General features: G+C 65.8%; 19 protein-coding genes. 10 read left to right on the top strand and 9 right to left on the bottom strand.

Annotated elements, in window-relative coordinates; genetic code table 11:
* Window positions 1–171 precede the first annotated feature (171 nt).
* The 3 genes from KK488_RS20475 (at window position 172) to KK488_RS20485 (ending at window position 1,892) form a co-directional block, all read left to right on the top strand.
* The gene (locus KK488_RS20475; RefSeq protein ID WP_250890846.1) at window positions 172–777 is read left to right on the top strand and encodes a PEPxxWA-CTERM sorting domain-containing protein; all 606 of its coding nucleotides are present in this window, start codon (window positions 172–174) and stop codon (window positions 775–777) included.
* Between the two features lie 107 nt (window positions 778–884).
* On the top strand, window positions 885–1,202 hold the full coding sequence (locus KK488_RS20480) for a hypothetical protein (protein WP_250890848.1): 318 nt from the start codon (window positions 885–887) through the stop codon (window positions 1,200–1,202).
* Between the two features lie 237 nt (window positions 1,203–1,439).
* Window positions 1,440–1,892: a hypothetical protein gene (locus KK488_RS20485; RefSeq protein ID WP_214625580.1), complete on the top strand. Its 453-nt coding sequence runs from the start codon at window positions 1,440–1,442 to the stop codon at window positions 1,890–1,892.
* Here KK488_RS20485 and KK488_RS20490 read toward each other — a convergent pair.
* Window positions 1,878–3,188, bottom strand: a complete 1,311-nt coding sequence (locus KK488_RS20490) for a UDP-N-acetylglucosamine 1-carboxyvinyltransferase (protein ID WP_214625581.1) — start codon at window positions 3,186–3,188, stop codon at window positions 1,878–1,880. The genes KK488_RS20485 and KK488_RS20490 overlap by 15 nt on opposite strands.
* A gap of 145 nt (window positions 3,189–3,333) precedes the next feature.
* Between KK488_RS20490 and KK488_RS20495 the strand changes: the two genes are divergently transcribed.
* Complete coding sequence (locus KK488_RS20495; protein WP_214625582.1) at window positions 3,334–4,437, top strand: mechanosensitive ion channel family protein; 1,104 nt, start codon at window positions 3,334–3,336, stop codon at window positions 4,435–4,437.
* Here KK488_RS20495 and KK488_RS20500 read toward each other — a convergent pair.
* Window positions 4,409–4,867: an NfeD family protein gene (locus tag KK488_RS20500; RefSeq protein WP_214625631.1), complete on the bottom strand. Its 459-nt coding sequence runs from the start codon at window positions 4,865–4,867 to the stop codon at window positions 4,409–4,411. The genes KK488_RS20495 and KK488_RS20500 overlap by 29 nt on opposite strands.
* Window positions 4,868–4,869: 2 nt before the next feature.
* Window positions 4,870–5,838 carry an SPFH domain-containing protein gene (locus tag KK488_RS20505; RefSeq protein ID WP_214625583.1) on the bottom strand — a complete coding sequence of 323 codons (969 nt, stop codon included), beginning with the start codon at window positions 5,836–5,838 and terminating at the stop codon, window positions 4,870–4,872.
* Window positions 5,839–5,931: 93 nt separating this feature from the next.
* Between KK488_RS20505 and KK488_RS20510 the strand changes: the two genes are divergently transcribed.
* Window positions 5,932–6,810, top strand: a complete 879-nt coding sequence (locus tag KK488_RS20510) for an HpcH/HpaI aldolase/citrate lyase family protein (protein WP_250890849.1) — start codon at window positions 5,932–5,934, stop codon at window positions 6,808–6,810.
* An 18-nt stretch (window positions 6,811–6,828) separates the two neighbouring features.
* Here KK488_RS20510 and KK488_RS20515 read toward each other — a convergent pair whose 3' ends face one another.
* Together KK488_RS20515 and KK488_RS20520 are read right to left on the bottom strand one after the other, a co-directional pair.
* Window positions 6,829–7,248: a response regulator gene (locus KK488_RS20515; protein WP_214625584.1), complete on the bottom strand. Its 420-nt coding sequence runs from the start codon at window positions 7,246–7,248 to the stop codon at window positions 6,829–6,831.
* Window positions 7,194–8,417, bottom strand: coding sequence for a sensor histidine kinase (locus tag KK488_RS20520; RefSeq protein WP_214625585.1), 1,224 nt, complete (start codon window positions 8,415–8,417; stop codon window positions 7,194–7,196). Before KK488_RS20520 ends, KK488_RS20515 begins: the two co-directional genes overlap by 55 nt.
* Before the next feature lie 194 nt (window positions 8,418–8,611).
* Here KK488_RS20520 and KK488_RS21630 point away from each other — a divergent pair, with 194 nt between their 5' ends.
* The 4 genes from KK488_RS21630 (at window position 8,612) to KK488_RS20540 (ending at window position 13,131) form a co-directional block, all read left to right on the top strand.
* Complete coding sequence (locus KK488_RS21630) at window positions 8,612–9,661, top strand: cache domain-containing protein (protein ID WP_349356947.1); 1,050 nt, start codon at window positions 8,612–8,614, stop codon at window positions 9,659–9,661.
* Between the two features lie 123 nt (window positions 9,662–9,784).
* Window positions 9,785–11,242: an IMP dehydrogenase gene (gene guaB, locus KK488_RS20530; protein ID WP_214625586.1), complete on the top strand. Its 1,458-nt coding sequence runs from the start codon at window positions 9,785–9,787 to the stop codon at window positions 11,240–11,242.
* 144 nt (window positions 11,243–11,386) lie between these two features.
* Entirely contained in the window at window positions 11,387–12,571 is a 1,185-nt protein-coding gene (locus KK488_RS20535) for an RsmB/NOP family class I SAM-dependent RNA methyltransferase (protein WP_214625587.1), read from the top strand.
* Window positions 12,572–12,645: 74 nt separating this feature from the next.
* Window positions 12,646–13,131, top strand: a complete 486-nt coding sequence (locus KK488_RS20540) for a tetratricopeptide repeat protein (RefSeq protein WP_214625588.1) — start codon at window positions 12,646–12,648, stop codon at window positions 13,129–13,131.
* Window positions 13,132–13,138: 7 nt separating this feature from the next.
* Here the strand turns inward: KK488_RS20540 and rsmA are convergent, their stop codons facing one another.
* The 4 genes from rsmA to KK488_RS20560 form a co-directional block, all read right to left on the bottom strand.
* On the bottom strand, window positions 13,139–13,969 hold the full coding sequence (gene rsmA / locus KK488_RS20545; protein WP_214625633.1) for a 16S rRNA (adenine(1518)-N(6)/adenine(1519)-N(6))-dimethyltransferase RsmA: 831 nt from the start codon (window positions 13,967–13,969) through the stop codon (window positions 13,139–13,141).
* Between the two features lie 22 nt (window positions 13,970–13,991).
* Window positions 13,992–14,993 (bottom strand): 4-hydroxythreonine-4-phosphate dehydrogenase PdxA, encoded by a 1,002-nt coding sequence (gene pdxA, locus KK488_RS20550; RefSeq protein WP_214625635.1) that lies wholly within the window; start codon window positions 14,991–14,993, stop codon window positions 13,992–13,994.
* Window positions 14,994–15,006: 13 nt separating this feature from the next.
* Window positions 15,007–16,329: a peptidylprolyl isomerase gene (locus KK488_RS20555; protein ID WP_250890867.1), complete on the bottom strand. Its 1,323-nt coding sequence runs from the start codon at window positions 16,327–16,329 to the stop codon at window positions 15,007–15,009.
* A 180-nt stretch (window positions 16,330–16,509) separates the two neighbouring features.
* Window positions 16,510–18,834, bottom strand: coding sequence for an LPS-assembly protein LptD (locus KK488_RS20560; RefSeq protein WP_250890851.1), 2,325 nt, complete (start codon window positions 18,832–18,834; stop codon window positions 16,510–16,512).
* Window positions 18,835–19,050: 216 nt separating this feature from the next.
* Between KK488_RS20560 and KK488_RS20565 the strand changes: the two genes are divergently transcribed.
* A complete protein-coding gene (locus KK488_RS20565; protein ID WP_214625589.1) occupies window positions 19,051–20,505 on the top strand; it encodes a leucyl aminopeptidase in 1,455 nt (484 codons plus the stop codon).
* Window positions 20,506–20,569 lie beyond the last annotated feature (64 nt).

Consider the following 20,569-nt stretch of genomic DNA (forward strand, 5'->3'; position numbering starts at 1 on the left):
CATTTGGTCGTGCGGGAGGCTCAGCTCCCGGCAGGCCGGGTCGGCAAGGCGCCGAGTTGTGGTTAATAATGCCCGGTTTTCTTTCGCAACTGCGGAATGAATGGTAAATTCCCGATAATCATAAAAACGGGAATGCCCGGATCGCATTAAGCACCCAGTGGGAGATTCGTTATGAAGAAGCTCGTTAGCGCGTGTCTAATGGCGGCCTTCGCCGGCTCGGCGCACGCCACCGTCATCACCTTCGAAGGCTATACCGACCCGACCACGTCCGGCGGCTTCACCGACTCCGGTGCTACGTTCAGCCCGCTTGCCGGCACCACCGAATTCGAGATCAGCACCTATGGTGTGCCCAACTGGGGAACTGGCGCGCCGATGATCCTGTGCCCCCGCACAACCAGCAATTATTGCGGCGGCGACTTCGCGGTCAGCTTCGCCAGCGTCGTCAATTCGCTGACCTTCCTCTTCACCGGCGACGACAGCGTTCAGAGCCTATCGGTCGAGGCGTTTCTCGGCGCGGCAACGCTGGGCACGCTCACCGTGTTTGGCGATGGCGTGACCGGCACGGCGCAACTGGTCAATCTCGCCGCCTTCGGTGATCTCGACCGGATCGTGGTGACCGGCGCATCGAAGGATCCGGCGGGCTATGGCTATGACGACTTCACCTTTCAGCTCGCGGGAACCATTCCCGAACCGTCGAGCTGGGCGCTGATGATCGGCGGCTTCGGTCTGGTTGGCATGGCCATGCGCCGCCGGTCGGCGCGCGTCGCCTTCAGCTGACATGGCTCACGCAGCGTTGGTTGCGTGATGCGAGTTTGCTTTCTGGCGGCGGCTCCCCGTGATAGGGTGGCCGCCGCCTGATTGTCAGGCCGTTGGAGGGACGTCCCATGAGCATGTTCGACAATATTCTCGGCAATCTTGATGATGTTGCGGGCAAGCTCGGGCTGCCGGCCGATAAGATCCAGGCCGCGGTCCAGGCGATCCAGGAAAAGGTCGCAGCCGGCGGTGATCATGTGACCGCGCTCCAGGATGTCGCCAGGGAGCATGGCATTTCGCTCGATGGCCTGCAGGGCATGCTCGGCAGCGTGGGCAGCGGTGCGCAGGATATGCTCGCCAAGGGCATGAGTGCGCTCGACAAGGATGGCGACGGCAATCCGCTCAACAATCTGGGCGGCCTCGCCAAGGGGCTGTTCGGCAAGGACTGACTTTCATTTTCGGCGCATTTCCGTAGAGATAGCGACGGCAACGTCGCGATTCGCTGCGCGACGTCCATCTGACCCTTCCTCAGGCGGGAGGGGTGACCTCATTCGGGAGTTGGTCATGAACTTGCAACGACAGGGCATCGCCTAGGCAAGTCGAGCGGGGGAGAGCGGTGCCCGCATCGGCACACGCTCGCGGATTGAGACGCCGCTCTCGCGACCAGATTTCGAACGGACTTCACAATGACTGATACATACGCGCCGCGCCTGTTCGCGCGGGCCGAGGATATTCGCGCGACCGGCGAGGCGATGCTCGCGCGGACGCTTCCCAAGGAGGCATGGACGCACGAGGCGCATCTCGCCACCTGTCTCTGGCTCCTTGTCGAGCGGCCGGACATCCGCGTCGATCGCGACATTGGCGATCTCATCCGGCGCTACAACGAGGCCGTCGGCGGCGTGAACGACGCGACGCAGGGCTATCATGAATCGATCACCCGCGCCTTTGTGGCCGGGGTGCGCTTCTATCTGGTCCGCACCGGCGAAACCGAGTTGCTGGCCGCCGTCAATGGCCTGCTCGGTGCGCCGGAGGGACAGCGGGACTGGCCGTTGCGCTTCTACTCGCGCGACAAGCTCTTCTCGGCCGAGGCGCGGCTGGGCTTCGTCGAACCCGATCTGGGCGCGCTACCCCGCATCTGACTGCCGCGTGCCGACCCATTCGACGTCCGCACCGAGCGCGCAGAGATTTTCTGCGAAGCGCGGATGCGCGCGGCGGATCGGGTCGGCATTGAGGATCGTCGAACGACCGGGCACGGCGCAGGCGACCATGAGCAGGGCGATCGCGACGCGGATGATGTAGGGGCTCTCCACCTCGGCGGGCGTGAGATGGTCGCTGCTGCCCAGCGTGATCAGCCGGTGCGGATCGCACAGCACGGTCTGCACGCCGAACTTGCTGAGCTCCGACGACCAGCCGAGCGCGCCTTCATAAACCTTGTTCCAATAGAGCATCGACCCGTTGGTGCAGGCGCCGAGCGCGATGAAGATGGGGAGCAGGTCGGCGGGAATATAGGGCCAGGGCGCTGCCTCGACCTTGGGCAGCATATGCGCCGTGAAGGGGCGCTGGACATGGGGATCACGCGCGGCGACGCGCGACCAGCCGTCCTTATGCTCGACGGTCACGCCGAACTTGGCGAAGGTCCGGTCGAGCAGCGGGAAGTGGTGCGGCACTCCGTTCCTGATCCGCATGTCGCCGCCGGTCATCGCCGAGAGGGCGAGGAAGGTCGCGACCTCGTGAAAATCCTCCTCGAAGCTGTGGTGGGCTTCCGCCAGCGGGATGCCGCCCTCGACGGTGATCGTTGAGGTGCCCGTCCCGGTCAGCTTCACGCCCATCGAGGTGAGAAAGGCGCAGAGCTCCTGCACATGCGGCTCGCAGGCGGCATTGATCAGCCGCGAGGTGCCCTGCGCGGAGAGCGCGCACATGATGAAATTCTCGGTGGTCGTGACCGAGGCATAATCGAGCCAGTGGTGGATCGCCTGCGCCTGACCGGCCATCTCGATCACGACGTTTCCGGCCGCGCCGTGCACGGTCGCGCCGAACGCCTTGAACAGGTCGATATGCGGATCGATCTCGCGCGAGCCCAAAGTGCAGCCCTTGGCGTCCGTCTCCAGGATCGCCTGGCCGAAGCGGTGCAGCATCGGCGGGATCAACATGACCGAGGAGCGCATGCCGACCGGCAGCACCGCGTCGGGCCGGATGCCGGGGCCGTGATGCAGCCGGACCTTGCCGGTGTCGAAGTCCACCGCGACCTCGCTGCCAAGCTTGCGGAAGAAATCGAGCATCAGGTGCACGTCGGTGATGTCCGGCACGTTCGAGAGCGTGACCGGCGCCTGCGTCAATAAAGTCGCGCAGAGGACCGGCAGCACCGCATTCTTGTTGGCCGAGGGGCTGAGGCTGCCATTGAGCGGCCGGCCGCCCTCGACGATGATATTGGACAAGCGAGGTCTCCGAGCGATTTCGACCCGCGTCGCAGAGTGCGAAAGGAGTCGCAAGGGGGAAGCGGAATGCCGCACCATCGCGGCGCGTCGACCCGTGTTTCCGTAAGGATGGGGAACCGCGCCGGTCCTTCGCAGTTGCGGAAGCATGCAGTTCAGCCTGCCCGACCATTGGGCCGTGCCGCCCTTGCTCGCCTCGCTCATCCTGATCGCGGTGACCGTGGCCGGCGCTCTCGCCCTTCACTGGATCGCGATGCGTCTGCTGTGCCGGCTCGTGACGCGCAGCCGGACCGCGCTGGACGATCCGTTCGTGATCCGCGCCCGCCGCCCGCTGCGCTGGCTGATCGTCGCGCTGGCGCTGGCTTTCCTGCGGCCGTCGCTGGTGCTGGGGGATCGCGGCCATGCGATCTGGGAGCAGGCCGCCGCCATTCTCGTGCCGGGTCTGATCGGCTGGCTGGCGATTGCGATGATCAGGGCGTTGCAGGACGTCGTCACGCTGCGCGCCGACATCAGCATGGAGGATAATCTGCACGCCCGGCGCAGGCGGACGCGGACCGCGATCCTGGGCCGGATCGCCATCCTGCTCGCAGTCTTCATCACGCTTTGCCTCATGCTCTTCAGCATTCCCGCCGTGCGAGCGGTGGGTGTCACCCTGATGGCTTCGGCGGGACTGGCGGCGCTGGCCGTGGGCGCGGCGGCGCAACCCTTGCTCAAGAACATCATCGCCGGGGTCCAGCTCGCGTTCACGGAGCCGATCCGCATCGACGATGTCGTCATCATGGATGGCGAGTGGGGCAAGGTCGAGGAAATCCACCTGACCTATGTCGTCGTCGCGATATGGGACGAGCGGCGTCTCGTCGTGCCGATCTCGAAATTCCTGGAGGAGAGCTTCCAGAACTGGACGCGCGCGACGAGCCGGCTACTCGGGTCGGTCTTCTTCTATCTTGATCCCGGCGCCGACGTGAGCCGGTTACGGGCGCGCTACGAGGAGATCGTCAAGGCATCCCGGCTGTGGGACGGGCGCGGGCAGGTGTTGCAGGTTACCGACATGAAGGCCGACGCAATCGAGGTGCGCGGTCTCGCGACGGCCCGCAACGCGTCCGAGGCGTTCGATCTGCGCTGCGAACTGCGCGAGAAGCTGCTCGCCTTCATCCGCGAGGAGATGCCCGAAGCCATGCCGCGCCGCCGCAACGTCGCGGTCGGCGGGGAGGAGAAGGACGCGGTCAGGCCGGTTCGGGCGGCAGGTGGGTGACGGTCAGGGTCGAGCCGGACACGCCGGTGACGAGCATATGCGCGCCAACTTCCGCATCCGGCCCATTCGCCCGCCAGCTTCCATCATCGACGCGCACCCGCCCTTCGCCTTTCACGATCGCCTCGATCACTTCGACTTTGCGGCCAATCATCCGCGCGGCGCGATCGTTGAGCAGGGGGTCTTCCGCCTCGACCGGCCGGGCGAGATACCAGAGGCGACCGCCCGAAACCGAGAGCGCGCTCAGGATGGCGAAGGCGAGCATCTGGAAGGACGGGTCGACCGGCAGCAGCAGGGTGACGCCCGCGGTGAGCGCGGCGGCCAGCGAGATCCAGATGAGGAAGGTGCCGGGTATCACCATCTCGGCGATGGCGAGGACGATGGCCAATATGCCCCAGAGCAAGGCCGGGGAAGCGCCGTCGAACCAGTGCATGATCACGGCGTCTTGGTCCTTGGCAGGCCGCTTCCAGTGCGGGGCGCGGTGCCGGTTTCGTCAAGGCCGAGCGCCTCCCGGGCAATCTGGCCGATCCCGCCGAGCGTGCCGATGAGCTGCGTCGCCTCGACCGGGAAGAGGATGGTCTTGGCATTGGGCGAGCTGGCGAACTGGCTGACCGCTTCGACATATTTCTGCGCGACGAAATAGTTGATCGCCTGCGCGTTCCCGCCCGCGATGGCCTCACTGACCAGCGTTGTCGCCTTCGCTTCGGCCTCAGCGGCGCGCTCGCGGGCCTCGGCCTCGCGGAAGGCAGCCTCGCGCTTGCCCTCGGCTTCCAGGATCTGCGCCTGCTTGGCGCCCTCGGCGCGCAGGATCTCGGCGCTCTTGAAGCCCTCGGCCTCCAGGATGTTGGCGCGTTTCTCGCGCTCCGCCTTCATCTGCCGGCCCATCGCATTGACGATGTCGGCGGGCGGGCGGATGTCCTTGAGCTCCACGCGTGTGATCTTGACGCCCCAGGCATTGGTCGCATGGTCGACCACCGAGAGCAGCCGCGCATTGATTTCGTCGCGCTTCGAGAGGGTCTCGTCGAGGTCCATCGACCCCATGACGGTGCGCAGGTTCGTCGTGGCGAGCTGGAGCAAGGCGACATTGAGCTGGCTCACCTCATAGGCGGCCTTGGCGGCATCGAGCACCTGGAAGAAGACGACGCCATCGACCGAGACCATCGCATTGTCCTTGGTGATGATCTCCTGGCTGGGCACATCGATGACCTGCTCCATCATGTTGATCTTGCGACCGACGCGGTAGAAGAAGGCGGGGTAAAGGTTGAAGCCCGGTGCTGCGACCTCGGTGAAACGCCCGAAGCGCTCGATCGTATAGCGATAGCCCTGGCGGACGATCTTCACGCTTGCGAAGAGATAGAAGACGACGAGAATGACGACGAACAAGGCGAGAGTGATCACGTCCATGGCCGATGGCCTCCTGCTCCGGGTGCCGCTACTATGGCTCTACGAAACGCCGCCGGAAAGCGGAATCGGCCGGACGACAGGGAGAGACGAAGGATGAAGAAGCCCCGGGACAACTCGGATACGGAATTGCCGCTGCGGCTTGTGCGCACCATGTTGTTCGTGCCTGCCTCACGTCCTCGCGCGATCGAGAAGGCGCGGACGGTCGATTGCGATTTCATCATTCTCGATCTTGAGGATTCGGTGCTTCCCGAGGACCGCGACCGCGCCCGGCAAACGGCGGTCGAGGCGGTGCGGGCCGGCTTTGGCGGCCGCCCCTGCGCGATCCGCATCAACGCCGAGGGGCGGGGCGATCATGGGCTGGACATGGTCGCGGTGCGCGCCGCGTCGCCGCCTTATGTCATTCTCCCCAAGGTGATCGAGCCGCGCCAGGCACATGACGCGCATCTCGTGACGCAGCGGCAGGTCATCGCGATGATCGAGAGCCCGGCCGGGATCGTCAATTGCCAGCGGATCGCACGGGAGCCGGGCGTCGTCGCGCTGATGGCGGGCACCAATGACCTGCGGCGCGGGCTCGCGATCCCGCCCGATGCGCCGCGCAGCGCCTTCTCGCTCGCGCTCCAGTCGATCGTGCTGGCGGCGCGGGCTTCCGGCGTCGCGGCGTTCGACGGGGTCTACAACAATCTGGAGGATCCCGAGGGTCTGGCACACGAATGCGAAGAGGGCCGCCAGATGGGCTTTGACGGCAAGTCGATCATCCATCCGAGCCATATCGAGATCGCCAACGCGGCTTTCTCGCCGAGCGGTCCTGCGGTTGAGCAGGCGCGTAGCCTCGTCGAGGCCTTTACCGGAGGTGCTCAGCGCTATGACGGCCGCATGATCGAGACCATGCATGTCGAGGAAGCCAAGGCGCTGATCGATCGCGCCGAGCGCCAGCGGCGCCAGCATGGCGGTGAGGAAAAACCGCTGGTCTGACCGGCCGCGGACGATCGGTCAGGCGACGACCTGCTCGATCGTCCGCCGCAGCTGAAAAGACGACACCGGCTTGAACAGGGTCGCCGCGGCATGGTCGAGCGCAATCCGGTCGATCGTGGCCTGTTCGCGCGATCCTGTGATGAAGATGACCTTGGAGCCGACCCGCGCGTGGATTGCGAGCGCGGCGTCGACGCCGTCGCCTTCGCCCTTGAGCCGCATGTCCATGAGCACGAGTCCGGGCGCATGCCGGGCGGCGAGATCGATCGCGTCGCCCGCACTTGCGGCAATACCGCATACCTCGATGCCCATGTCCTGGAGTTGCACCCGCAACCCCTCCGCGATGATGAACTCGTCCTCGACGACGAGCGCGCAATTGATCGATGTCAGACCAGTTTCGGCGTTGGCAGCGTGACCCTTGCCATCGTCCCTTTTTGCCATTGAATGTCCATCCGTCCCTGTAATTGTTGCACCAGCCCCTGAATCAACCGCTTGCCGAGCCCCGTCCGGGAGGCTTCGTCCGTCTTGTCGCCCTGGCCGTTGTCGGCGACCGTGACGTCGATCCGGTCATCCTCCGCGTGCCGGACGAGTGTCACCGATATCCTGCCGTTGCCGTCGGGGAAAGCATGCTTGATCGCATTCGTGACCAGCTCAGTGACAAGCAGGCCGAGCGGCACCGCATAATCGAGATTGACCGGCAGCTCGTCCGCCTCGACCTCCAGCGCGATATCGCCCATCGCGCCGGCCGCGACGACATTCTCGGCAAGCTCCTTGAGAAAGGGCGCGATGTCAAACGTCTGCAGATCGCGCGAGGTCATGAGCTGCTGGTGGACGAGGCCGAGCGCGTAGATCCGGCTGCGCAGCGACTGGAGCGCGGCACGGGCTCTCTCGTCGTTCAGCTCGCCTTCCTGCATGGTGATGATCGCGTCGACGATCTGGAGATTGTTCTTCACCCGGTGATACACCTCGCGCAGCAGCAGGTTGCGCTGCTGGAGCGCGTCCTCGCGCTCCTTCACCATCCCCACCAGCTCCTCGCGCGTCTCGCGCAGATCTTCCAGCGTTGCTTCCAGGCTGGCATTCGCGCTCGTCAGATCGGCGGTGCGCTGCACCACGCGTGCTTCCAGCTCGGCATTGGCGCTGCGCACCCGCTCTTCGCTGGCGATGAGAAGGTGATTGGTGCGCTCCTGCTCGTCGATCTTGTTCGACAAGGCGACATTCAGGGCGGTCATCTGGGTCGGCGAGGGGAGGGCGAGCAGGCGCGGGATGAGCGGCCAGAGCAGACCCGCGGTGATGACGGAGAGGATCGCGGTGACCAGCTTGAGGAGGCCCTCGACGCCGTAGGCGGCGACCCACAGGACATAGACGGACATGAAGTGCGTCATGCCGCAGGCCATGATGAAGCCCACGAACAGATAGACGATCCAGCGGAATTCCACGTCTTTGCGGCGCATCAGGAAGTAAGTGAGCGCGACGGGGATCGAGAAATAGGCAAGGCCGATCACGATGTCCGAAATCGCGTGGAGCCAGATGAGGCCGGGCGCCCAGGTCAGGCAGAAGCCATGCGGCGTCAGGCCCGTCGGATTGACCAGCCAGCTCCAGATATCGTTCATCGACCGTCCCCCTGTAGCGACATGCCTAGCATGACTTGAGTCGTGTTCGAAACTGCACACAGTGCATGTTAACGCCGGATTCCAGGGCATTTTCTTTATTTAACCGTGCCTTAGCCTATTCCCCCTATGGTCGGCGCATCAAACATAAAGTTTCAGGCGCGCCGCAGCGGGCCGGAACGATGAGGTCGCAAGCAGTGCCACAACGGATCATAGCGCTCTTTGAGCAGGTCAGGGATCACATCGACGCGTTTGGCGATGCCAATGGATCGATCGTCCGCCAGATTCGCCTGCTCGCGCTCAACGCCGCCATTGAGGCGGCCCGGTCCGGCGAAGCGGGGCGGGGTTTTTCCGTTGTCGCCCAGGAAGTGAAAGCGCTGGCCGAGCAGGCCAGCTGCGTATCCGGCACCTTTGGCGAGGGCATCAGCAGTAGCATCCGCGCCGGCGCCATGGTTGCAGGCCAGCTCACCGAGGAACTCGAAACGGGTCGACTGCTCGATCGGGCACACTCCCTGGCTCAGTCGGTCATCGGCCTGGTTGCGGGCCGCGCGGGCGAGGTCTGCACGCTCGCGACCGACAGCGATCTCCACAATGCGCTGGTGGCGCCCTCCAGCGAAACGATCGCGACGGCCGAGGCACGCCTGGCCCTGTTTACATCCTGCTCCCCTTTCTATCGCAATATCTTCATCGCCGATCGTGCCGGCAATGTCGTCGCCTCCGCTGATGCCTCGTCCGCTGCGCAAGCCGGCAACATCTCGGACAGGACGAGCTTCAGCAGGGCGCTGATGCTTTCCTCGGCCACGCAATGGCAGGTGGGCGAGGTCTGGCAGACGCCCTGGCAGAAGGACCGTGTCTCGCTGATGCTGAGCGGCGGCGTGCGGCACTGCACGGATCCGCACGGCTCGCCGGCCGGCGTCGTGGTCCTCGAGTTCGACTGGGGCACCCAGATCGGCGCCATGCTCGCGGCCGCCGCCAGTTCGAGCAGCGAAGCGGATCGCACGCGCCTGACGCTGATCGATGCGGACCGCCGCATCGTCGCCTCGTCGTGGGGCGCTCCGTTCGGCGAGAAGGTCGCCCTGCATTGCGGCGACCGGCGCGGCATCGAGCGGGATGCGGACGCCGTGACGGCCTATGCCAAGGCGCTCCCCCACAAGGGCCTCGACGGGCTCGGCCTGACCTGCCTCGTCGAGAAACGCCGGCTCACCCATGACGAAGTCCGCTCGAGCCTGAGCCGCGCCGCTGCCTGACGGCATCCGAAAATTGCCCCCTCAGCTTTAATCGCGCCGCCCCCTAGCCCTTCCCGGGGGAAATGGTTACATGGGCCGCCACTGATTCCCCGGCGGGATACTCAAAGACCAGGTGGCGCACCCATGGATATTAGGCTCGGCCTCACTTTCGACGACGTTCTCCTGCAGCCGGGGGAGAGCGATGTCCTGCCGAGCCAGGCCGATGTCTCCACCCGGATCAGCCGCGACATTTCGCTGAATATCCCGATCCTCTCCTCGGCGATGGACACGGTGACCGAGGCGGACATGGCGATCGTCATGGCGCAGCTCGGCGGCATCGGTGTGCTGCATCGCAATCTGACGATCGAGGAACAATGTGCCGCCGTCCGCGCGGTCAAGCGCTTCGAGAGCGGCATGGTGGTCAATCCGATCACGATGCGCCCGGACCAGCCGCTGGCCGACGCGCAGGCGCTGATGACCCGCCACAAGATCAGCGGCATCCCGATCGTCGAGGCATCCGGCAAGCTGGTTGGCATCCTGACCAATCGCGACGTGCGCTTTGCCGAGAATCCGGCCCAGCCGGTGCGCGAGCTGATGACGCACGACAATCTGGCGACGGTCCGCATCGGTGTCGCGCAGGAGGAAGCGCGCCGCCTGCTGCATCAGCGCCGCATCGAGAAGCTGCTGGTGGTCGACGAGGATTTCCGCTGCGTCGGGCTGATCACGGTCAAGGATATCGAAAAGGCGGTCAATTATCCGCAGGCGACCAAGGACGCGACCGGCCGCCTGCGCGTCGCCGCCGCGACGACGGTGGGCGACAAGGGGCAGGAGCGCACCGAGGCGCTGATCGATGCCGAATGCGACCTGATCGTCGTCGATACGGCTCATGGCCATTCGAAGATGGTCGCCGAGACGGTGGCGCGCATCCGCAAGCTCTCCAACAGCGTCCAGCTCGTCGCCGGCAATGTCGCGACGGCCGAAGCGACGCGCGCGCTGATCGATGCGGGTGCGGACGGGGTCAAGGTCGGCATCGGGCCGGGCTCGATCTGCACGACGCGCGTCGTGGCCGGCGTCGGCGTGCCGCAGCTCACGGCGATCATGGACGCGGCCGAGGAAGCGGCGAAGAACGATGTGCCGGTGATCGCCGATGGCGGTATCCGCACTTCGGGCGACGTTGCCAAGGCGCTGGCTGCGGGCGGATCGGCCGTGATGATCGGATCGATGCTGGCCGGCACGGAGGAAGCGCCGGGCGAGACCTTCCTGTATCAGGGCCGCGCCTATAAGAGCTATCGCGGCATGGGATCGGTCGGTGCGATGGCGCGCGGATCGGCGGATCGCTATTTCCAGCAGGACATCAAGGACCAGATGAAGCTGGTGCCGGAGGGCATCGAGGGGCAGGTGGCCTACAAGGGGCCGGCACGGGACGTAATCCACCAGCTGGTCGGCGGCGTGAAGGCGGCGATGGGCTATACCGGCAGTCGCACGCTCCGTGACCTCAAGGAGCGTGCGCGTTTCGTCCAGATCACCAACGCCGGACTCTCCGAGAGCCATGTGCACGATGTCACGATCACCCGCGAGGCACCCAATTATCCGACGCGGTGAGGCCCTCCATAAGCCCCTGCCTTTCAAGGGAGGGGTAGGGGGTGGGTGTCGCGAAGCGAACTGCGACGTCGCCAACCCCACCCCAACCCTTCAACAGAGTCACGCGCCCCTGTTGAACCTGAAGGGGAGGGGCTCAATGCTGCCATGACCCCCGCCGCTCGCCTCCAGGCCGCTATCGACCTGCTCGATCTCATCATTGCCGCGGCGCGGGACGATGGCCCGGCCGCCGACACGCTCATTGCGCGCTATTTCCGCGATCGCCGCTATGCCGGATCGAAGGATCGGCGCGCCGTCCGCGATCTCGTCTATCGGGCGATCCGGGCCTATGGTGACCGGCCGGAAAGCGGGCGCACAGCGCTGGTGGGCATCGCGCGGGAGGATGGCGAGCTTGCCGCCCTTTTTGACGGATCGACCCATGGTCCGGCGCCGATCCTGCCGGGTGAGGGCGCATCGGCGCGAAGCCTGCTGCCCCGCTGGATTGTCCCCGAACTTGCGGAGCTTATCAGCACCCAGGAGCAGGCGGCGCTGCTCGACCGGGCGCCGCTCCACATCCGGGTCAATCCGCTCAAGACGACGCGCCAGATCGTGTTGGCACGCTGGCCGGGTGCGCAACCGATCGCGGAAACGCGGCAGGGCGTCGCGCTGCCCTCTGGAACGGATGTCGAGAGCGATCAGCTTGCCCGCGATGGCGCACTCGAGATTCAGGATGCCGGTAGCCAGATCATTGCGCAGGTCTGTGCGGCGGGGCCGGGTATGACGGTGCTCGATCTATGCGCCGGCGGCGGCGGCAAGACGCTGGCGCTGGCGGCGGACATGGCCGGCGAAGGGCGTCTCATTGCCGCCGACACGGTGCGCGATCGCCTCGCGCGCCTTGTGCCGCGCGCCGAGCGGGCCGGTTGCGCCGGGCTGATCGAGACCCTGCTGCTTGATCCCGGCCGGGAGTCCGAGCGCCTCGCCCCGCTGGATAGCCAATGCGATGTCGTGCTCATCGATGCGCCCTGCAGCGGATCGGGCACATGGCGGCGCAATCCCGAAGCCCGTTGGCGCCTGACGCCCGACCGGCTGGCCCGCATCGCTGCCTTGCAGGCGCGGCTGCTCCAGGTCGCCGCACCGCTGGTCAAACCGGGCGGGCGGCTCGTCTATGCCGTCTGCTCGCTGATCGATCGCGAGGGGCACGATCAGGTTCAGCAATTTGTTAGCTCGAACTTCTTATGGTCGCCGCAACGCAGCACCGAAGCGGGAAGGCCGTGGGGTCTCGGCACATTGCTGAGCCCGCAACATGACGGAACGGACGGCTTTTTCTTTTCTGTGCTCGAAAAACCATGCTAGCCTCGACCGATATGGCGTCATTCGCACGCGGTTCTATTCTGGAGACGATTATGCGGTTTACTCCCGCTTCCATCATGCTTGCGGCCGCGCTTGCCCTGTCGGCGAGCAGCACCCTCGGCAAGAAGGCGGATGTGCCTGTGCCCAATGCACGGGCAGTGCAGTGGACGGTCAAGGCGCAGGAAGCGCTGGCGGCTGGCAACATCACCCAGGCGCGCGACGCCTATGAAACCGCGCTGCTGCTCGCTCCGCAGGATCCAGGCATCTACATGGCGCTCGGCAAGATCGCGCGGCTCCAGAAAATGCCTGGCAAGGCGATCCGTTATTTCGGCCGCGCGCTCGAGATCGATCCGGACAACCAGACCGCGCTGCAGGGCGAGGGCCTTGCGATGATGGACAAGGGCGCGACCGAAAGCGCGCGCGAGACGCTCGCCAAGCTGCGCACCATCTGCAAGCAGAGCTGCGCCAGCGCGGAGCCGCTGGTCGCCGCCATCGCGGCGGGTGCGCCCAAGGTCGCCGCGGCCGACAAGGTGCCGGCGCCGCGGATGCCTGAAGCTAACTGAGTCGGATTTAGGGCGCGGCGCCCAGCAGCCGCGCCACGGCCACGAAATCCTCGACCGTCAATGTCTCGGCGCGGCGACTTTCGTCGATGCCGAGCCGAGCCAGCGCGTCGAGCGCGCCCGGCAGACCCTTGAGGCTCTGACGCAGCATCTTGCGGCGCTGGCCGAATGCGGCGGCGGTGAGCTTGCCGAGCACCTTCACATCAACGCCCTCCGGCGCGACCGTCGGCACGAGATGCACGACGGCGGACATGATCTTGGGCGGCGGGGTGAAGGCGGAGCGGTGGACCTTCATCGCGATGCGCGCCTCGCAGCGCCATTGGGCGAGCACGGCGAGGCGGCCATAGGCATCGCTGCCGGGCTTCGCGACAATGCGCTCGGCGACCTCGGCCTGGAACATCAATGTCGCGGATTTCCACCACGGCGCCCAGGTCTCGCTCTCCAGCCAGCCGACGAGCAGGGCCGTGCCGACATTGTAGGGCAGGTTGGCGACGATATGGGCCGGACCGCCACAGGCTTCCAGCGGATCGACCTTGAGCGCATCGTCCGCGATCACGCGCAGCTTGCCGGGAAAGGCTGCGGCCAGCTCGGCGAGCGCAGGCAGGCACCGCTCGTCGCGTTCGACCGCCGTCACCTGCGCGCCGGCGCGCAGCAATGCGCGCGTCAGGCCGCCGGGGCCGGGACCGACCTCATAGGCGCGCTCGCCGGCCAGCGGACCCGGCACGGCGGCGATGCGGTCCAGCAATTGCTCGTCGAGCAGGAAGTTCTGCCCCAGCGCCTTGCTGGCGCGCAGGCCGTGAGCGGCGATCACGTCCCGAAGGGGTGGAAGATCGGGGCGCATGGGCGAGAGGCCGGTCATGGCGTCAGGCGGGTTCGGCCCAGGCGCGGCGGTTGATCTCGGCATCGCGCGCCATCTTGATCGCAGCAATCATCGCGCCGGGATGGGCGTGGCCGCGCCCGGCAATCTCGAAGGCGGTGCCATGATCGGGCGAGGTGCGCACGATCGGCAGGCCCAGCGTGATGTTGACGCCATCGTCGAAATGCAGCGTCTTGATCGGGATCAGCGCCTGATCATGATAGCAGCAGAGCGCGGCGTCATAGCGCGAGCGGGCGCGCTCGCTGAACATGGCGTCGGCGGCATGCGGGCCGGTAATATCGATGCCTTCCTCGCGCAATTGCTCGAGAACGGGGGCGATCAATATCTGCTCCTCGTCGCCCAGCAAACCATTCTCGCCGGCGTGGGGATTGAGTCCAGCCATGGCAAGGCGCGGATTTTCGATGCCGAACAGGCGCCGCAGCCCGCGCACCGTCGCCAGCGCACGGCTGCGGATCAGCGAGGCCGTCAATGTCTGCGGAACCTGCACGAAGGGCACATGGATGGTGATCGGCACGACGCGCAGGGTCGGGCCGGCGAGCATCATCACGATATTGTCGCGCCCGACGCCGCAGCGCTCGGCGACGAATTCGGTCTGGCCGGGATGCGTGAAACCGACCTGCGCGAGTTGCGCCTTGGAAACCGGGCCGGTGACGAGCGCGCTCGCGCTTTCCGCCCGGGCAAGGCCGGTCGCGACTTCCAGCGCCTGGAACGCGCAGCGCGCGCCGTCGAGGGTCGGCTGACCCGGAATGATCTCACCGGCATCGGCCACTTGCAGGCAGGGCAGGGCATGGTCGAAGACGCTGGCCGCGGCGCCAGGATCGTCGAGCCGCTCGACCGGCCCGTTCCAGACGGCCTTGATCGCCTCGACATCGCCCACGACGAAGAAGCTCGGCAGTTGCTCGCTCTGCCGCAGGTCCCAGGCCTTGGCGATGATCTCCGGACCGATTCCCGCCGGATCGCCCAGCGAGATCGCGATTGGCCGCGTCAGTCCTGGCCGCTGGTCAGTTATAGTCGATCACCGCATCGCGACGCAGGTCGCGCAGATAGGTGCGGGCACGCTTGTTCACGCGCTCCTCTTCCATCTGCGAGGCGATCTGCTCGGCATTGGGCGCGGTTGCGTCCTGCGGATCGTCCCGGCCGCACAGCACAAGGGCGCGCACGCCTTCCTGCGCGGATCCGAACGGTGGTGTCGATTCGCCGACCTGCATCTGGAGCAGGATGGTCTGCAGCTGCGGCGGCAGATTGCGTGCCTGGATGTCGTTCTCGACGACTGTCGCGCCGATCTTCGTCGCCATCTCATTGACCGGCCCACAGCCGTGAATCGACTTGATCGCCTCGCCGAATTCGTTGGCGCGCCTCTGTGCTTCAGCCGGCGTGGTTCCGGCCGGGAAGTCGACGGCGAGCTGCTTGAGGCTGAGCACCGCGTCGCGCGGATCGGCGGTCAGCACCTGCCGCTTGTCGATCAGATAGATGATCGAGTAGCCGCCCGGGATCGGGATCGGCCCCGCAACCTGGCCGACCTGCATCTGCTGCGCGGCGGAGGCCAGCTCGTCGGGAAGCTGCGCGGCGCGCACCCAGCCGAGCTCACCACCGACCGACGCCGTCGATGCCTCGGAATACTGCCGGGCATAGGCCTGGAAGGAGCCGCCCTTCTTGATCTGCTCGAGGATCTGCTCGCCATTCTTCTGGACCTGCAGCGTCGTCTCGGGCGTCGCGGAGAGATAGATCTCGCCGACCCGGAATTCTTCCTTGCCCTTGTCCGCCTTCAGGCGATTGACGATGGCGGTCACTTCCTCGGTCGAGACGTTGATGAACGGATTGACCTCACGGCGGAGCAGGCGGCTCCAGGCGACTTCACCCTCGATCTGACGCTTGATGCTGCGATCCGACGATCCTTGCGCCTTGAGATATTTGGCGAAGCCATCCGGCGAGAACTTGAAGTTGCTCGCCACGCGGGCGAAATTCTCGTCCAGCTCTTCCTTTGAGACCTTGATGTCCTTGGCAGCGGCGGCCTGGATCTGCAGCGTCTCGTCGATGAGATTGCGCAGCACCTGGAGACGCAGGCGGTTGCGCTCTTCATCGCTCACCTTGCCGCCATTGGCGAGGACGACGAGCGCGAGGCGCTGCTCGATGTCGGTCTCGGTAATGACTTCGCCGTTCACCAGCGCCAGCGCCTTGCGCACATTGGGGTCACGCTTGCCGAACAGGACGACATCCTCGGGAATGTCGAGTCCTGCGGACGGCGCGCTCAGATTGTCTTCCTGCACCGTTTGCGCCAGAGCAAAGGGACCCTGCAGACATGTCGTGACGCCCGCGATCGCCATGATGAAACGGGCTGTCATCTTCTTCACGTCACTCAAAATGCTCTCCATTCAGAAGCAGGCATATCTCCAACTGCGCGTTGACCTGCTCCGCCGATGCTCCGTTCATAGCCGTCGCGCATGAACCCCGGCTGAGCAGCGCGCAGCCGTTCAGGGTCGCGCGGCCATGCCGAGCGCCCGTCTTTATATGCCCAGATTCTTAAATACCAGCCGCAGCTGAAAGGAATTGCCCGCCTGCGCGTCGCCGACGGTCTGATAGTCGCGGCGCCAGGTCAGGCCCATCTCGACGCAATCATCCTCATAGGCGATGCCGAGGCGGTGGCGCACGGGCTCGAAGCCGGAGAGCTGACTGGTCGGATCGTCGCTCGCGCCGGTCAAATCGATGTTGGTCGATCCGAACACCGACCAGCGCTTCGCGAAGGCGATGCGCCCGGCAAGGCGGATTTCCTCGACGTCGCGCAGATCCTCGACGCCGGCGGTCACGTTGCGGTTGAGCCGGATATAGCCGACTTCCATATAGGTCTTGCGCGACCCGACCGTGGCCTCGATCTCGTTGCGGCGCACGGCGAGATTGTCCTTGTCGAGCCGGAAGCGGTGCGTGACCGTCACGAAATCCTTGAAGCGCAGCTGCTCGCGCCCGACGATGTCCGACAGGCGATCGGAGAGGCCGGTGCCGTTGGGCAGGACGCTGGCGCTCTCGTCGAGCCGATAGCTCTGGCCGATCGTGGCGTCGAAGGTGAAGTTGGGGATGTTGAGGGTATAGTCGAAGCCATAGGTGACACGGCTCGAATCCTCGTAGCGATCATAACCGGGGAAGCGGTTGAGCGCGAAGAGGTTGCTGTCCTCCAGGTCGATCGCGCGCGCATCCTCGTTCGGCACGTTGAGGTTGGCGAGATGAGGCGACAGCACGAGCTGCACGCGCGGCACGATCCGCTGCGCGCCGCCCAGCGCCTTGCCGATGAACGGCCAGCGCATGTCGAGCGCGAGCGCTGCGATCCCGCGCGTTTCCCAGCCGGGGTTGCCGCGATAGATGACGGTCGGCGAGAGCTCGTTCTGGTCGCTGTGATACACGTCGCCGCGCGCATAGCCGGTGACGCTGACTTCCTGGCCCAGCCCGGTCAGGAAGTTCTTGGTCCAGGTGAGGCCGGTGAAGGCGCGCTGGGTATCCTGCCCCGTTGTGCGCAGGATGGAGAGGCTGTTGGCCTGCAGCTGCACCGTGCCGCCGAGCAGCGGATCGGTCATCCGCAGCCGATAGTCGATCGCGGGGATGGCGATCGGCACCTGACCGGTAGGCTCGTTCGTGCGGAGCGACTGGAATGCCCAGCCGGCGATCGAGAGGTAGCTGCGCGTGTCGATGCGTTCGAGATTGAGCGTCGAGCGCAGCCGATCCTCATGGCTGATGTCGTAGCGGTTGAGGAAGGTACGGTCGGTCACGTAGCGCAGCGATCCCGACAGCGACCAGAGCGGATCGAACTGGAACTTGCCGCTCGCCGCGAAATAGCCGCGCAACTTCTCGTCGGTCGTCGCCGTCGTTCCCCCGATGTCGGTCTGCGAACTGAAGGTGGCGTAGCCAGTGACCTGAAAGGCGCCGGTGGACAGCAAGGCACGATAATTGCCTTCCACCATCGGGATGACGTTGCTGTAGACATGTGGCGTGATGGTGAGATCGCGATTGCTGGCGAGGCGCCAATAATAAGGCACCGCGATCTCGAAGCCGTTGCGCCGGTCATAGTTGATGTTCGGCACGAGCAGCCCGCTGCCGCCATTTTCGCCGATATTGTGGCGCAGGCCGGGCAGGGGAATGACCGGCAGGCCGAACAACTTCACCCGCGCGCCGTCATAGCGGACGAGTTCGCGCGCCCGGTCCAGCACGACACGATCGGCCTGGATCTGCCAGGTCGGCTCCTTGGGGCAGCCATTGTCGTCTTCCACGCGGCATGGCGTGTAGGCGGCATGGTTGAGGATATAGATCTCGCCCTTGCGCTCGCCCCGCTCGGCGGCGAGGCGATTCTCGTCATTGGTGACGATCAGCAGATTGTCGATAATGCCGTCCCGCAGGCTCTCGGTGACGTCCATCTCGTCGGCATAGGCCTTGTCGCCCTTCTCGTTGACGAGGGCGACATCGCCGCGGGCGATCACCGTGCCGGCCTTGCGGTCCCACACCACCTGATCGGCGGCGAGGCGCGATCCTTCGCGCGTGACATGGACATTGCCCGATGCCGTCACGACGTCGGCGCCATAATCATAGTCGATCTTGTCCGCCTCGAAGCCGATTTCCTCGGCCGAGATGGGCTGCCCCGGTGGCGCAACATCGCGCGTCTCGCGGTCCATAAGGCTCGGCGCGGCATTCTCGCTCGGCGGCGGGCTTTCCTGGGCATTGGCCCGCTCCGCCCCGGCGACGAGCAGCAGGGTCGCGAGTGCCGCTGGCCCGAAGATGCCGAGCCCGCTGCCGTCACGCCCCCGGATGCCGCTACGCGCCCAGATACCATCGTCGTCTTCGCGGCGCATCCTGGTCGCCAAACTCACAGTCTCCATCCCACGGGTCATAGCCCTTGGCGCCTAACGCATGAACTCGCCTATTGCACCGCACCGCGATGATCGCAATCTTCTTGCCACGCATGAAATCGCGGTAATCATGCCGTTTGCCGTGGCGAAGGCGCCGGCAAAGCGCTATTCCGCTTCGATCCAGTCGCCGTCCGGCGCATGTTGTCCCAGGAGTTTTCCATGAAGATCGCCCTCAGTGCTTCCCGTCCGGCGGAGGCGAGCTGCCTCATCTTTCCGATCGCCAAGGGCAGCCCCATCGCGCCTGCGATCGAGGCACAGGCGCTGGCGGCCGAGGCGGCGAGCGGCCTGCGCTTTGCTGGCGAGACCGGCGCACTGGTCGAGCTGTTCGCGAGCGAAGCCGGCACGACGCAGCGCATCCTGCTCGTCGGTACGGGCGAGGGAAAGCCGGTCGATTTCGAGAAGGCGGGCGCGGCAGTGACTGCGCGGCTCCACACGTCGGGCGTCGTCCATGCCGCCGTCGAAGGCGCGGGCGTCGCGGCCGCCGATCTTGCCCATCTCGGCTTCGGCGCGCTGCTGCGTGCCTGGCGGATCGACACGTATCGCACCAAGCTCGCCGAAAAATCCAAGCCGACGCTTGAGACGATCACGCTGGTCAGCGACGCCGCCGATCTGCCCGCGCTCTGGGCCGATCGCGAGGCGCTGGCGGGCGGCATCGCCTTCACGCGCGAGCTGGTCTCCGAGCCGGCGAACATCCTCTACCCCGAGACGTTCGTGGAGCGCTGCCGGCCCCTCGCCGATCTCGGCATCGAGATCACCGTGCTCGACGAGGCCGAGATGGCCGCTCTCGGCATGGGTGCGCTGCTCGGCGTGGCGCAAGGATCGGTCCGCAAGCCGCGCCTGCTCGCGATGCGCTGGGACGGCACCGGCGGCGTGCAGGAGACGCCCCTGGCCTTCGTCGGCAAGGGTGTGACCTTCGACACCGGCGGCATCTCGCTCAAGCCCGGCCCGGGCATGGAAGACATGAAATGGGACATGGGCGGCGCCGGCGCCGTCGCGGGCACGATGAAGGCACTGGCGCTGCGCAAGGCGAATGCACATGTCGTGGGCATTTGCGGCCTGGTCGAGAATATGCCGGACGGCGGCGCGATGCGGCCGGGCGACATAGTCACCACCATGTCCGGCCAGACTGTCGAAGTGCTGAACACCGATGCGGAAGGCCGCCTTGTCCTGTGCGACGCGGTCTGGTGGGCGCAGCAGACCTACAAGCCGCAGACGATCGTCGATCTCGCCACGCTGACCGGCGCGATGATCGTCGCGCTCGGCCATGAGCATGGCGGCTTGTTCAGCAATGACGAGGAACTTGCGGAGCGCTTGCTCGTGGCGGGCCAGCTGACCGGCGACAAATTGTGGCGCTTCCCGCTTTCGCCGGACTATGACAAGCTCATCGACAGCCCGATCGCCGACATGAAGAATATCGGCCCGCGCTTTGGTGGCTCGATCACGGCGGCACAGTTCATCAAGCGCTACATCCAGGACGGCGTCAAATGGGCGCATCTCGACATTGCCGGCATGGTCTGGGCCGACAAGCCAGGCGCGACCTGGGACAAGGGCGCGACGGGCTATGGCGTGCGCCTGCTCGACCAGCTCGTGCGGGACCATTATTCGGCGGTTTGACCTGATCCTATATCGTCACCCCAGCGAACGCTGGGGTCGCTTTCATAAGTGAAGTGCCTGACCG

This window comes from Sphingobium nicotianae (assembly GCF_018603885.1).
In the GTDB taxonomy this organism is placed as follows: domain Bacteria; phylum Pseudomonadota; class Alphaproteobacteria; order Sphingomonadales; family Sphingomonadaceae; genus Sphingobium; species Sphingobium nicotianae.

What these genes read in the sequence shown, in the direction of transcription:
- KK488_RS20475 (WP_250890846.1), top strand. Translation starts at nt 172, where the DNA reads ATGAAGAAGCTCGTTAGCGCGTGTCTAATGGCGGCCTTCGCCGGCTCG.
- KK488_RS20480 (WP_250890848.1), top strand. Translation starts at nt 885, where the DNA reads ATGAGCATGTTCGACAATATTCTCGGCAATCTTGATGATGTTGCGGGC.
- KK488_RS20485 (WP_214625580.1), top strand. Translation starts at nt 1,440, where the DNA reads ATGACTGATACATACGCGCCGCGCCTGTTCGCGCGGGCCGAGGATATT.
- KK488_RS20495 (WP_214625582.1), top strand. Translation starts at nt 3,334, where the DNA reads ATGCAGTTCAGCCTGCCCGACCATTGGGCCGTGCCGCCCTTGCTCGCC.
- KK488_RS20500 (WP_214625631.1), bottom strand. Translation starts at nt 4,867, where the DNA reads ATGCACTGGTTCGACGGCGCTTCCCCGGCCTTGCTCTGGGGCATATTG.
- KK488_RS20505 (WP_214625583.1), bottom strand. Translation starts at nt 5,838, where the DNA reads ATGGACGTGATCACTCTCGCCTTGTTCGTCGTCATTCTCGTCGTCTTC.
- KK488_RS20510 (WP_250890849.1), top strand. Translation starts at nt 5,932, where the DNA reads ATGAAGAAGCCCCGGGACAACTCGGATACGGAATTGCCGCTGCGGCTT.
- KK488_RS20515 (WP_214625584.1), bottom strand. Translation starts at nt 7,248, where the DNA reads ATGGCAAAAAGGGACGATGGCAAGGGTCACGCTGCCAACGCCGAAACT.
- KK488_RS20520 (WP_214625585.1), bottom strand. Translation starts at nt 8,417, where the DNA reads ATGAACGATATCTGGAGCTGGCTGGTCAATCCGACGGGCCTGACGCCG.
- guaB (WP_214625586.1), top strand. Translation starts at nt 9,785, where the DNA reads ATGGATATTAGGCTCGGCCTCACTTTCGACGACGTTCTCCTGCAGCCG.
- KK488_RS20535 (WP_214625587.1), top strand. Translation starts at nt 11,387, where the DNA reads ATGACCCCCGCCGCTCGCCTCCAGGCCGCTATCGACCTGCTCGATCTC.
- KK488_RS20540 (WP_214625588.1), top strand. Translation starts at nt 12,646, where the DNA reads ATGCTTGCGGCCGCGCTTGCCCTGTCGGCGAGCAGCACCCTCGGCAAG.
- rsmA (WP_214625633.1), bottom strand. Translation starts at nt 13,969, where the DNA reads ATGCGCCCCGATCTTCCACCCCTTCGGGACGTGATCGCCGCTCACGGC.
- KK488_RS20555 (WP_250890867.1), bottom strand. Translation starts at nt 16,329, where the DNA reads ATGGCGATCGCGGGCGTCACGACATGTCTGCAGGGTCCCTTTGCTCTG.
- KK488_RS20560 (WP_250890851.1), bottom strand. Translation starts at nt 18,834, where the DNA reads ATGCGCCGCGAAGACGACGATGGTATCTGGGCGCGTAGCGGCATCCGG.
- KK488_RS20565 (WP_214625589.1), top strand. Translation starts at nt 19,051, where the DNA reads ATGAAGATCGCCCTCAGTGCTTCCCGTCCGGCGGAGGCGAGCTGCCTC.